General features: G+C 32.1%; 13 protein-coding genes. 11 read left to right on the forward strand and 2 right to left on the reverse strand.

Translation table 11 applies throughout. The features are described from left to right. The first annotated feature begins 141 nt into the window (after positions 1-141). From pilM to B8063_RS04835, 6 genes are read left to right on the forward strand one after another with little or no spacing between them, the layout of a single operon-like run. Entirely contained in the window at positions 142-1,848 is a 1,707-nt protein-coding gene (gene pilM / locus B8063_RS04810; protein WP_085070041.1) for a pilus assembly protein PilM, read from the forward strand. Next, complete coding sequence (locus tag B8063_RS04815; protein ID WP_085070043.1) at positions 1,848-2,486, forward strand: pilus assembly protein PilO; 639 nt, start codon at positions 1,848-1,850, stop codon at positions 2,484-2,486. The genes pilM and B8063_RS04815 overlap by 1 nt, the downstream gene beginning before the upstream one ends. After that, positions 2,473-2,919 carry a hypothetical protein gene (locus tag B8063_RS04820; RefSeq protein ID WP_085070045.1) on the forward strand — a complete coding sequence of 149 codons (447 nt, stop codon included), beginning with the start codon at positions 2,473-2,475 and terminating at the stop codon, positions 2,917-2,919. The genes B8063_RS04815 and B8063_RS04820 overlap by 14 nt, the downstream gene beginning before the upstream one ends. Continuing rightward, a complete protein-coding gene (gene pilQ / locus B8063_RS04825; RefSeq protein ID WP_085070047.1) occupies positions 2,909-4,453 on the forward strand; it encodes a type IV pilus secretin PilQ in 1,545 nt (514 codons plus the stop codon). The genes B8063_RS04820 and pilQ overlap by 11 nt, the downstream gene beginning before the upstream one ends. Then, positions 4,453-6,201: a GspE/PulE family protein gene (locus B8063_RS04830; protein WP_085070049.1), complete on the forward strand. Its 1,749-nt coding sequence runs from the start codon at positions 4,453-4,455 to the stop codon at positions 6,199-6,201. Before pilQ ends, B8063_RS04830 begins: the two co-directional genes overlap by 1 nt. A gap of 9 nt (positions 6,202-6,210) precedes the next feature. Beyond that, on the forward strand, positions 6,211-7,452 hold the full coding sequence (locus tag B8063_RS04835; RefSeq protein ID WP_085070051.1) for a type II secretion system F family protein: 1,242 nt from the start codon (positions 6,211-6,213) through the stop codon (positions 7,450-7,452). 4 nt (positions 7,453-7,456) lie between these two features. On the opposite strand, the gene B8063_RS04840 is transcribed toward B8063_RS04835, so the two are convergent. Next, positions 7,457-7,867 carry an ATP-binding protein gene (locus B8063_RS04840; RefSeq protein WP_085070053.1) on the reverse strand — a complete coding sequence of 137 codons (411 nt, stop codon included), beginning with the start codon at positions 7,865-7,867 and terminating at the stop codon, positions 7,457-7,459. Further along, positions 7,867-8,166: an STAS domain-containing protein gene (locus tag B8063_RS04845; protein WP_075521232.1), complete on the reverse strand. Its 300-nt coding sequence runs from the start codon at positions 8,164-8,166 to the stop codon at positions 7,867-7,869. The genes B8063_RS04840 and B8063_RS04845 overlap by 1 nt, the downstream gene beginning before the upstream one ends. A gap of 154 nt (positions 8,167-8,320) precedes the next feature. Here B8063_RS04845 and B8063_RS07295 point away from each other — a divergent pair, with 154 nt between their 5' ends. The 5 genes from B8063_RS07295 (at position 8,321) to B8063_RS04870 (ending at position 12,039) form a co-directional block, all read left to right on the forward strand. Next, positions 8,321-8,812 carry a type II secretion system protein gene (locus B8063_RS07295; RefSeq protein ID WP_085070055.1) on the forward strand — a complete coding sequence of 164 codons (492 nt, stop codon included), beginning with the start codon at positions 8,321-8,323 and terminating at the stop codon, positions 8,810-8,812. 6 nt (positions 8,813-8,818) lie between these two features. Beyond that, entirely contained in the window at positions 8,819-9,253 is a 435-nt protein-coding gene (locus B8063_RS04855) for a type IV pilin protein (protein ID WP_075521230.1), read from the forward strand. 15 nt (positions 9,254-9,268) lie between these two features. Next, the gene (locus B8063_RS04860; RefSeq protein ID WP_075521229.1) at positions 9,269-9,511 is read left to right on the forward strand and encodes a hypothetical protein; all 243 of its coding nucleotides are present in this window, start codon (positions 9,269-9,271) and stop codon (positions 9,509-9,511) included. 9 nt (positions 9,512-9,520) lie between these two features. Further along, on the forward strand, positions 9,521-11,629 hold the full coding sequence (gene amt / locus B8063_RS04865) for an ammonium transporter (protein ID WP_085070057.1): 2,109 nt from the start codon (positions 9,521-9,523) through the stop codon (positions 11,627-11,629). Between the two features lie 83 nt (positions 11,630-11,712). After that, entirely contained in the window at positions 11,713-12,039 is a 327-nt protein-coding gene (locus B8063_RS04870) for a heavy-metal-associated domain-containing protein (protein ID WP_075521227.1), read from the forward strand. The last annotated feature ends 4 nt before the right edge of the window (positions 12,040-12,043 follow it).

Raw genomic sequence — 12,043 nt, forward strand, 5'->3', positions numbered from 1 at the left:
TTATTTTGATGTACAGAATTTCTATATTCGGCCCAATTTAGTCACTGTTTTGGCCTTATAAAGCGTACTTTATAATTAAATACTTAATAATTAGAATGTTTTATATATAAAGACTGTTAATTTTGATTTGCAAATAAAAGTATGAAAAACCCTTTAGCTAATTTGTTTAAAAAAAAGGATGCAGGCGAAGCTCCAAGCGTTACTCCAGCACCAAGTGGAAAAAAAGAGAATTTTTTTCAAAAGTTAATAAAAAATAGATTAGGAAAGTCATCTGTTAAAGGTGAACAAATAGTTGGTGTAGATTTAACTACCAATGAAATCAGATTAGCACAAATTTCAACTAACAAAGCAAACCAATGGGTTCTAGAAAAATTTTACAGTCATAAATTTGATGGTCTTCCAGAAAACTCAACTGTACTTGAACACCCTGATAAATTAGCAGATGAATTAAAAGTTGCTATCCAAAAGGCTAAGATAGATACTTCTAATGCTGCAATTGCAATACCAGTTACTAGCGCAATTATAAGAGTTGTAACAAGTCCTCTAATGACTGATGAAGAGTTAAATAATGCAGTTAAAACAGATTCACTTTGGGAAAATTTAGTTCAACTAACTGATAATTTAGATGATTATTCAATTTTCCATCAAGTAATAAATAGAAATGCAACAGAAAATACTATGGATATTTTGTTCGTTGCATCAAAGCTTGCAGACATTAACAGCTACACAGATATTATTAAAAAGGGTGGTCTTAATGCAGTTATCATTGATGTTAAATGTTTTGCATTAAAATCTGCAGTTGATCAAATTAATCAAATTTCAGGATCAATAGAAGAGTCTAATTTAACAGCAGTTTTAGAATTTGGTTTAGATGAAAACTATGTAATGATTTTATATGAAAACAATCCAATCATCACAGATATCTTTATTAGAGGGCAAGACAGAAACACATTGATTGCATCTGATAACCAAGAAGAAATGGAAGCTTTGGTAAGAAGATATATCACTCAAGTTAAACAAGCTGTTCAAGATTTTGAAACAAAATACGAAAAAAGAATTAGAAATTTAAAAGTAACTTCAAATCTTCCAAATGTTGAAACTTATCTTGCAAGTTTTAGAAAAAATTTAGTAAACACAGGCTTCAATTTATTTGATCCACTAGATGGAATAAAAATTCCAGCGCAACTGGAGGAAAATGTTAGATTAGAAAATAGATCATATTTATCAACAGTTCTTGGTTTAGCTTTTAGACAATTAGATGTTTTTGGTTATTTCAAATTTGTAACAGCAGTAAAAAACATTAACCTTCTTCCCAACAGAGATTCAATGATGCAACAAAAAAGAGCAAAAGCTTTTTCAAATTTTGCATTCAAAGGAATTGTTGGAGTAGTAGCTGCTATTTACATTGTTTTATTTGGCTTATCCTTTTGGCAAATAACGACACTAAATAATAAAATAAGCGACTACGATCAAGTTGTTCAAAATCACGAAATTAAATCAGGCGAAGTTGCAAAGTTATCAAAAGAACTGGGTAAGCTAAAAAAACAAATGGAACTAAGTAATTCAATTAAATCAAATAAAAAAATTAGTTTCAGAGTATTAGCACAAATAGCTTCAGCAGTTCCAAAAAGAGTAAAGTTTACTAAACTTGATTACAACGGAAGTAATCAAATTCTAATTGAAGGAATGGCTGCAAGCGACCAAGATATTTTAAAACTAATAAGTAATTTAAATAATAAAAAACTAATCTCACAAGCATCACTTGCAAGTATGACCTTACCAAACAGCTCAAATGCAAATAATGCTATGAAGGGATTTTTAATCGCTTGTAAATTGGAGAATGCATAATGGATCTTAAAAATATGACAATGGATGATTTAAAAGAAAAGTTTGCAGCTTTTGATCGAAAGACTTTAATCAAATTTGGAATTGGAATTGGATCTATAATTTTGTTCTTAATTATTTATTACGCAATTTTAAATCCGATGGTCAAGGAGCGAAAAGCAAAATTTGATGACAAAGTTCTAAAACAGCAAGAAATCCAACAAATGGAAAATGACATTGTAACCATAAAAGCTAGAATAAAAAAAATGGAACCTGTTGTTGCAAAAAATTCAACTTTGTTTCATTCAAAAGAAGAAGTTGAAGGTTTGTATCAAAGCTTAAGTAGATTCGCTGGTGCATTTGGATTGGTTATTTCAAAAATTGAAAAGAAAAAACCAAAACCAGTTTTAAAAGCTGGTATAGCTCAACAAGCTGAAGAATTATTGCAACCCAACCAAATTTCATATTATAGAATACCTGTTGATTATGAGATAAAAGGCAATTTTTTAAGTTACATTAAGTTTAAAAGAGCAGTTTCAAGATCAAAGAAGATGTTAAACTTTGACAAAGAGATGATAAATGTTGTACAAAACGACAAAAATGGCGCAGTCATAGCTAGTGGAGAACTAACAATTGTAGGTTTACCAAATGAATTTTTTTAAAATTTTCCTAACACTTCTGTTTTTATTATTTTCTACATTATCATACGCAGATAATCATGGCGAAACTCAAAGCGAAACAGTAAGTGAAATAGCACAAGAAATTCAAGAAGATGAGGAAGTACCTTTGAACGATCCATTTGCAGGAAACGAGGGATCAACAGGATCTTTAGATGCATCCATTTCTCCTGAGGAACAAGAAGATGAGATGAGTTTGTATAACTTTAAGTTAGCAGGATTAATTTCAGGAAAAGATAATAGTTACATTTCATTAGTAAACACAAGCGGTGAAGTTTTAACTTTAACTCTTGGACAGTTTTTAGGAAAAGTAAAATTAGTTGATCTTAGACTGAATGAGGCAATTTTTGAAAAGGAAGATAAAACTTTTATAATGATTGATTTTAACAACCTAGTAAGAGAGGCAGATGAATACTAAAACTCTCTTTAAATTAATTGGGATTATTTTATTTTCATTTGTATTGACTGCATGTCAACAAATGAAAGATGTAAATAAGCCTTTCAAACATAACACACCACTTATCAAAGAAAATATTAAAAAGGATGGTAGAGCTGAAATTCAAAAAACTTTAGAGCTTGGTCCAAAACCAGCTACAGGAAAAAAAGTTTATGGAAAAAGAAAGAAAATTTCATCTGAGGCGCAAAGAAATTATCTATTAATTCCTGACACTTACCCGATGTTGAAACAAAGAATTACTTTGAAATTTAAAAATTTGGATTTCAAAGAAACAATGCACTTGATGGGTAAAATTGGTGAAATAAATGTTTTAGTAGGCGATGAGGTAGCTGGTGCAATAAGTGCAGAGCTGGTTGATGTGCCTTGGGATAAAGCATTCCAAGCTTTGTTAGATATGAAAAATTACGCATCTGATATTGATGTAAATTCAAATTTGATTAGAGTTCACTCTCCAGGAATTTTAACAGAACAAGAAAATTACAAATCAGACAGAGCACAAGCTGTTAAGAGAAAAGTAGAATTAGAAGATAGTGTTGAACCAATAATATCTGAAATCTTCAGACTTTATTATATAACTCCCGAACAAGCTAAAGCTACACTAGAGGAACTATTTACTCAAAGATCTGGCGATAGTTCATTTATACCAATACAAGTTACAGAAGAAAAAACTACAAGATCGGTAATTGTAAGAGGAAAAGAAAAAGATTTAGATGTAGTTGATAAATTAATGAGAGAAATTGACATTAGAACTAAACAAGTTCTAATTGAAGCTTTCATAGTTGAGGCAAGTTCAGATTTTGAAAGAGCGCTTGGTACAAGACTAGGTGGATATTATTTGAGAAAAGGAAACAACATTGGAGGCGTTTCTGGGACAAGCTCAGGAAGTGCTGATGGAACAGATTTAAATACAGTTGCTAATTTAGGATCTGCAACAGATAGTTTAACTAACTTTGGAGCAACTGGTGCAACAAGTGGTATTGGAATTCTAAGAAGAACTGGAACAGGTGTTTTAAAAGCTGAGATTACCGCTCTTGAAAGTATGGGTTTAGGTAAAACAATTTCTAATCCAAAAGTTTTCACTTTAGATAATCAATCAGCAACAGTTACACAAGGTGAAGAAATTCCATACCAAACAACATCAGAAGGAACAACCTCCACATCGTTTAAAGAGGCTGCATTAAAATTAGAGGTTACCCCAAGTATCATTGGAGATGGAAATGTATTGTTAAATATTAAAGTAAATAATGACACACCAAATAGAGCGGCAGAGTCTGATGAGCCACCTATTAACAAAATGGAGATTGTGACCAAGTTATTGGTAGCAGATGGAGATATTGTTGTTATTGGTGGAATTAAGAAAAACGTTATAGCACAATCAAAAAGTCAAACTCCAGGACTAGGTAATGTGCCAGTTATAGGTAATCTCTTTAAAGGTAAGTCAAATTCTGATAACTTAGACGAATTGTTGGTGTTTATAGCTCCAAGAATTTTGTAATGATAGATATTAGTAGAGAGTCAGAAATAAATTTAATTAATATCCTTATAGACCAGGATATTATTTCAGGAAAAGATTTAATAGATATAAAAAAAGCATCTGCTGATGGAGAAAAATCTCAACTAGATGCTGTCTTCGAATTAAAAATTACTGATGAAGAAAAAATTTTAGAGCTACTAGTTAAAGAACAGTCTTTACAAGTAGTTGATTTATCATCAATGCCTGTTGCAGATGAAGTTAAATCTGTTCTTCCCTCAAACTATGTTAGAATGAATTTCATTGCTCCATTTAAAATAGAGGGCAAAACACTACATATTGCAATTTCTGATAGTTCAAAATTAAGTTTAATGAGAAACTTAAAAACAATAACTAAAAAAGATATTGAACTACACGCAGCAAAAGTTACTCAAATTTCAGATTTTATTCAAAAACTTCTTAAAGAAGGTGAGACTACAATTGAAGCTATTCAAAAAGCAAACAAAGAAAAAATACAAACCTTTGATTATGAAGTTGATGAAAATGCAGAAGTTTTAGATGAAAAACCAGAAGAGGATATTGAGGCATTAGAAAACGAGTCTGAGGTTATTAAATTTTCAACAGCAGTAGTAGCAGAAGCAATTAAATCTGGTGTATCAGATATTCATATCGAACCTTACAGATTTAGCGCAAGAGTAAGATATAGATTGGATGGAATGCTACAAGAGCAAGAGCATTTTGCAAAATTCTTACACTCAAATTATGGAGCAGTTGTTACGAGATTTAAAATTATGGGTAAACTTGATATCGCTGAAAGAAGGCTGCCTCAAGATGGAGCAATTCCATTTAAAATTGATGGGAAAGTTGTAGACCTTCGTCTTTCAATATTACCTACAGCAACTAATGAAAGAATTGTAATGAGGATTCTTAACAAAGATGCTGGTAACATAAGTTTAGAACAGTTAAATTTTGAAGAAAACGATTTGAAAAATTTAAGAAAAGCTATTCATGGAACTCAGGGATTAATATTGGTTACTGGTCCAACAGGTTCAGGAAAAACTACAACTCTTTATAGTATTCTAAAGGAGGTATCTAAACCTCACCTAAATATTTTAACTGCTGAAGATCCGGTTGAGTATGAATTAGATGGAGTAGGGCAAGTTCAAATTAAAGATGATATTGGTTATGACTTTAATAGGGCACTGAGATCTTTTTTAAGACAAGACCCAGAGATAATTCTAGTTGGAGAGATGCGGGATAAAGAAACTGTAGATATTGGATTGAAAGCTGCACTAACAGGTCACTTGGTATTTAGTACACTGCACACAAATGATGCTCCAAGTTCTATTACTAGATTACAAAACATGGGCACACCAGATTATTTAATTTCAGCTGCTTGTTCATTAGTTCTTGCACAAAGATTAGCTAGAAAAACTTGCAAAGATTGCAGAGAACCAGATCCAGATGTAACACCAAAAGTTTTAGAAGAGATAGGATTTACTGCAGAGCAGGCATCAAGAGCAAAAGCTTTTAGAGGAAAAGGATGTCCTAAATGTAAAGATACTGGTTACAAAGGTAGAATGGGTATTTATGAAGTATTGAATGTTACGAAACCAGTTAAAGAAGCAATATTAAGAAAAGCAACTACGCCAGAACTAAAAGAGATTGCTAAAAAAGAAGGGTTTAGAACCATGTCGGATATGGGAAGAGAAATGATTATCAGTGGAGACCTAAACTTTAGAGAATTCGATAGAGTTCTCAGCATGGACTAAAATAAATAAATGTCAGCAGAAACATATACTTATAAAGGCATATCAGCAGGAAAATACGTTGAGGGTACCATTGAGGCCATGAACCAAGATGAGGCCTCATTTAAGTTAAAAGAGCAAAAAATAATCATTACTAAATTAATACGAACTAAGAAAAAAGCTGCAGAGAAGAAAAAGAGTGCAGGAGGCGGCTTTAGTTTATTCAAGAAAAAAATAAAACCAGAAGATGTTGTAATTTTCTCAAAACAATTTGCAACCATGGTCAAAGCAGGTCTTCCTATTTTGAACGTATTAACAATGCTCAGGGATCAATTAGAACATCCTGAATTAAAAATTATTGTTGAAGATATTAGAAAAAATCTTGAAGGTGGTCTTACACTTTCGAAGTGTTTTGAGAAATATCCAAAAATATTCGATAACGTTTACATTAACCTGATTAAAGCTGGAGAGGCTAGTGGTAAACTTGATGTATTCTTGATGAAACTTGTAGACTCGTTAGAGAAAAGGGAAAAAGTTAAAAAGAAAATTAAAAGTGCCTTAACTTATCCCGTTGTCATGTTTGTTGTTGCAATAACGGTTATGGTTTTTATGTTAATTAAAGTTGTTCCAATTTTTGCTGAAATGTATGAGGGAATGGGTGTTCCACTACCAACCCCAACCGCAGTTATTATGGGAGCTAGTAATTTTATGCGAGGAACGGGTGGACTTATGGTTGCAATATTTAGTGCCACAGGATTTGTAATATTTAAATATGTAACAACTAAAATTCCAGCGATACGATATAAATGGCATGGAAGAGTTTTAAAAATGCCCGTATTTGGTGATATGATTTTAAAATCTTTGATTGCAAGAATTTCGCTGATTATGGGTAATTTAAGTTCTGCAGGTGTAAACTTACTTGAAAGTATTGAAATTGCAAAACAAGTTAGTAACAATGATGTAGTAACCCAGGCTTTAGAAAATGTTAAAAAAGGTGTTTTCTCTGGAGACACTTTAACAAAACTATTTTTAAAAGAACCAACTTTTCCACCAACATTTAGTCAGCTTATATCTGTTGGTGAGCAAACGGGTAACTTGGATGAAATGTTTACTTCAGTTGCAAATTATTTTGAGGAAGAGTTTGATACAGCAGTAGATAATATGTCTAGTTTGATCGAGCCAATCATGATTGTTTTCATGGGTGTAATGATTGGTGGATTAATGATTGCGATGTATTCACCGATATTCAACGTCGGTGCAATTATCGGACAATAATAAATTAATAGTGTTTTGTAAGTATTAGGTGGTTCACCCAGTCTGATGCTGAAGTTTTAAATAATACTTCATCCATTATTTGACCAATAAAGAAAGTTCCAAGTCCACCCGGTTTAACGTCATCAATTTTTCTAGGTTTGATGTTTTGAGGGATAACAGGTTTTCCTTTGTCAAATAAATCAATTTTAAGTGTATTATCATTAAATGTTATTTCTACTCTCATAGTGTCTCCTGTTGGTTGTCCACTATAAGCATGTTTAACAATATTTTGTGCAGCCTCTGCAATTGCTAAAACAACATCATCTTTTGTTGAACTAAACATTTCATCTTTAGCAAGAACTTCTCTTGCGAAATTTCTTATTTCTTTCAAACTAGCTGAGTCTACTGGAAATTCTTTATGTTCTTCTAACGTCATCACTCAATAATTAATATTTGTTCTAATTTTGCCATCATTATTACTTTAAGAACTGATTTGCTAATTTCTTTAAGAATAACTTTGGTTCCAAGTTCAGCAGCCTTTTGATGACTTTCAATTAGAACAGATATTCCAGAAGAATCCATGTATTGAACTTCTTTAAGGTTTAAATGAACTTCTTTACCAGCTTCAATTAGAGGCATGATTACCTCTTTGGCTTTTTCAGTAACGTCCATGTCTATTTCACCATCAAGATGAACTGTGGCTACATTTCCTTCTTCTGTTATTTTGTATGACATGAATTACTTATAGCACGAATATTTATTAATTTTAGTTTAAAATCAAGCGTTTCATGGCATAAATGACCCATTTTTAACACTTGCATATTTGAGGATAATCTAAAAAGATGTATTCATTACGTAGTTTTATTAATTAATAAAAAGGAAAACTATAATGAAGAAAAAAGAAAAAGGTTTTACGCTGATCGAGTTGCTAGTTGTTGTAGCAATCATAGGTATTCTTGCAGCAGTAGGTGTTGTTGCGTACTCTGGTTATACTTCAGGTGCTAAAAAATCAGCAAGTAAATCTAACCAATCGTCTGTAATTAAATTTGTTGCGAGTGAACTTAAAAAGTGTGACATCAATGGTGATGGTGAAGCTGCATTAATGAACCACGCTTCTTTAAAATGTAAAGACAGAAATACTGATGCAAGTTTGCAAACCGCAATTGTTGCTGGAACAAGTGATTTTAAAAATCCTCATAACACAAAAGCAGCAGCTGTTGTAGCTGGTACAGATACTACAAAAGGTGGACAAACTAACGTGAGTGTTTCAGGTGGAATAGTCACTATTGCAACTTGTTTCACAAGTGGTGGATCAGGTGATGATGCTTGCCCAGGAGCAAGTGACGCTAACGTGGTAACAAACACAGTTCAAGTTGAATAATAAAATTTGACTTTAAATTCTAAAATTACTAGAGGCTCTTCAGGATTTACCTTGATAGAGCTTCTAGTGGTTGTAGCAATATTAGGAATACTAGCAGCAATTGGCATAGCTTCTTACAACGGTTACGTTGATTCATCAAAAAAAAAATCTGCAGAAAATATAATGATGCAGATAGGTTTAGCTCAAACAGAATATTATTCGGACACCTCAACGTATTATACTACAGGATCTGGAACAAATTGTACCCCAACCAGCACAACTTCAACTGCAATTGAAGGAGCATTATTAAATGGTGCAGATTTAATTACTGATGAAATAGGTTTTGAAATGTGCATTCATGAAGCAAGCCCTTCTAATTATAAAATTGTAGGAAAGCAAACCACATCAAGTTGCATAATTAGAGTGGATGGAAATCAAACATCTTCAAGAGAAAACTGTTAATTAATTTTAATTTAAATGTGGCAAGATTTAAAAAATTTCTTTTTTTGGTTGTTTAGTGGTGAACTTTCACAAAATCAAAAAATTTGTACAACTGCAAGTTTAGCTTGGATAATATTTATTGGTTATCTTACATGGTGGAATGGTCTTAAAAGCTTTGCAGTTGATAAAAGTTTTAGATGGGATGAGTGGTTTTGGTTCGGACTAGTCCCAGCAATATCTCCTTATTTTTTTTACTATATTTGGAAAAAAAAAGATTAAAATACACGCATGGAAATAGAAGTGGGTGATGTAAAATCATTTATAGATACCCTTTGGGTAATTGATTGTGCAATTCTTGTTTTCATCATGCAGGCAGGATTTATGTGTGTTGAAAGTGGATTATCGAGACACAAAAATAGCATTAATGTTGCATTAAAAAATGCAGCTGATTTTGGTGTATCAGTTGTTGTTTTCTGGCTTTTTGGTTTTGGTTTGATGTTTGGAAAAAGCTTTAATGGACTGTTTGGAACAGATCTCTTTATGTTTGCAACAGATATATCTCAGTACCAAACTTATTTTGTTTTCCAGGCAATGTTTGTTGCAACAGCTGCAACAATAATTTCTGGTGCAGTTGCTGAGAGATTAAAGTTTGTTGGCTATTTAGTTATGACTATATTTGCAACAGGAATTATTTATCCAATTGTGGGTCACTGGGCTTGGTCTTCTAGTTATTTAGGAGAGGCAATGAATAAAGGTTGGCTTGCAGCGTTAGGTTTTGTTGATTTTGCCGGCAGTACTATTGTTCACTCCGTTGGTGGATGGATTGCATTATCAGGAGTTTTAATTTTAGGGCCTAGAATAGGAAAATACTCTGATGCAAATAAAGGAAAATTTACAGGATCAAGTTTCCCTCTTGCAGTGCTTGGTACCCTAATTCTTTGGTTTGGTTGGTTTGGTTTTAATGGTGGAAGTAATGGAGCTATGGATGATGCTGTTCCATTAATTTTAATTAATACATTCCTTGCAGCTGCATTTGGATTGTTAACAAGTTTAGTTATTTCATTTGCTATTTTTAAAAAACCAGATCCATTTTATGTCATCCTCGGTCCATTAGCAGGCTTAGTTTCAATTACCGCAGCATGTAATTCAGTAAATTCTTTAATTGCAATACTGATTGGAATTATTGGAACTATAATCGCGATCATTGTTCATGAACTTTTAAATAAAAAAGAAATAGATGATGTTGTTGGAGCAGTGCCAGTACATTTAGCAGCAGGTGTTTGGGGAACTCTTGCAGTTGGAATATTTTCTAATTTAGAAATTTTAGGTACAGGTTTAAGTAGAATGGATCAAATCAAAGCGCAATTAATTGGTATAGGTGCAATTGGTATCTTTTCTTTTGTTTCCTCATTTATATTTTTTAAAATAGTTAATTACTTTTATCCTTTAAGAGTAAGTCCATTACATGAAGAGCTTGGATTAAATATTGCAGAACATGGTGCAGTATCAGTTGAGCATGACTTAATTGCAATTTTAGATAAGCAATCTAAATCGGGTGATTTAAAAATTAGAGGACCTCAAGATCCTTTTACAGCTGGTGGGGTAATAGGTCTATATTACAATAAACTTATGAGCAAGCTAGAGGATAGTGAAACAGAAAAAAATAAATGGAGAGAAAGAATATCAAAAGAAGTAAATCTTGCAGTTAAGGTTCAAGAAAACTTTTTACCTAAAAGAAATTTAACTAATTTTCCTGTAAGTGGAATAAATATTCCAGCAAGAGAAGTTTCTGGTGATTTTTTTAGTTTTTATCCTCATAATGAAAGTATTTATTTTATAATTGCAGATGTAGCAGGAAAAGGAATACACGCAGGAATGGTGATGGCAAAAGCTTCAACATTATTTGAAATTATGTCCAAGGATAAAGTAGATCCTGATGAAATGATGTTTCATATGAACAATGATTTATATCAGACTAAAACTGCTGGAATGTTTGTGACATGTATTTTGGGTGAATATGATTTGGTCAGTGAAGAAATTAGATGGGTTAATGCTGGACACCAACCTGCACTTATAAGATCTTCAGATGGTAAATATTCTGAGTATATTTCAAGTTCAACTCCATTAGGTGTAGTTAAGCATAAAGATAAAAGTGTTTATAAATTAGAAAAAACAAAATTAGGATCTTCCAGATTTTATGTATTTACGGATGGATTGTCTGAAAGCTTAAATAAAAATGGTGAAGAAATTGGGATTGATGGTTCAATAAAAATTATTGAAAATAATTTCAATTCTGATCTTAAAAAACAACTCAAGGATGTAACCTCTGAGGTTATTAAAGTCGCGGGTGAAAAAAACCTAAGCGATGACCTTACTTTAGTTGGATTGGGTAATTAATTATCTATCAAATAAATATAAAATTCTTTTGATTTAAATTGCAATAAATATAAGTTTTGAAAATCAAAAAAAAAAGGAAAACAATGAAAAAAATAATTTTTGGTTTATTTTTTGCATTAATGAGCACAAATTTATTTGCTGCACAAACTCAAATTGCACAAGTAAATGGAATGATGTGTATTAAATGTCAAAAAATGGTTACTGAAGCGTTACAAAAAGCAAGCCCAGATGCAGAAATAAAAGTCTCATGGCCTGAAGGCGTAGCAGTCTCTGCTTTTCAAGACAAATCAAATTTGTCTGACGAAGAGTACAAAAGTGCAATTGCAGGCACAGGTTTTGAAGTAATAAAAGTTGTCAGCGTTGACAAAATAGTTACTGATGCTGGTGAAGCTGTTAAAATATTAGACTAAAAAG

This window comes from Candidatus Pelagibacter sp. RS40 (assembly GCF_002101295.1).
Classification (GTDB): domain Bacteria; phylum Pseudomonadota; class Alphaproteobacteria; order Pelagibacterales; family Pelagibacteraceae; genus Pelagibacter.

Excerpts from the sequence above, each read along its gene's own strand:
- B8063_RS04815 (WP_085070043.1), top strand. The coding sequence starts at position 1,848 with ATGGATCTTAAAAATATGACAATGGATGATTTAAAAGAAAAGTTTGCA.
- B8063_RS04830 (WP_085070049.1), top strand. The coding sequence starts at position 4,453 with ATGATAGATATTAGTAGAGAGTCAGAAATAAATTTAATTAATATCCTT.
- B8063_RS04860 (WP_075521229.1), top strand. The coding sequence starts at position 9,269 with ATGTGGCAAGATTTAAAAAATTTCTTTTTTTGGTTGTTTAGTGGTGAA.
- B8063_RS04835 (WP_085070051.1), top strand. The coding sequence starts at position 6,211 with ATGTCAGCAGAAACATATACTTATAAAGGCATATCAGCAGGAAAATAC.
- amt (WP_085070057.1), top strand. The coding sequence starts at position 9,521 with ATGGAAATAGAAGTGGGTGATGTAAAATCATTTATAGATACCCTTTGG.
- B8063_RS04820 (WP_085070045.1), top strand. The coding sequence starts at position 2,473 with ATGAATTTTTTTAAAATTTTCCTAACACTTCTGTTTTTATTATTTTCT.
- B8063_RS04870 (WP_075521227.1), top strand. The coding sequence starts at position 11,713 with ATGAAAAAAATAATTTTTGGTTTATTTTTTGCATTAATGAGCACAAAT.
- pilQ (WP_085070047.1), top strand. The coding sequence starts at position 2,909 with ATGAATACTAAAACTCTCTTTAAATTAATTGGGATTATTTTATTTTCA.
- B8063_RS04845 (WP_075521232.1), bottom strand. The coding sequence starts at position 8,166 with ATGTCATACAAAATAACAGAAGAAGGAAATGTAGCCACAGTTCATCTT.
- B8063_RS07295 (WP_085070055.1), top strand. The coding sequence starts at position 8,321 with ATGAAGAAAAAAGAAAAAGGTTTTACGCTGATCGAGTTGCTAGTTGTT.
- B8063_RS04840 (WP_085070053.1), bottom strand. The coding sequence starts at position 7,867 with ATGACGTTAGAAGAACATAAAGAATTTCCAGTAGACTCAGCTAGTTTG.
- pilM (WP_085070041.1), top strand. The coding sequence starts at position 142 with ATGAAAAACCCTTTAGCTAATTTGTTTAAAAAAAAGGATGCAGGCGAA.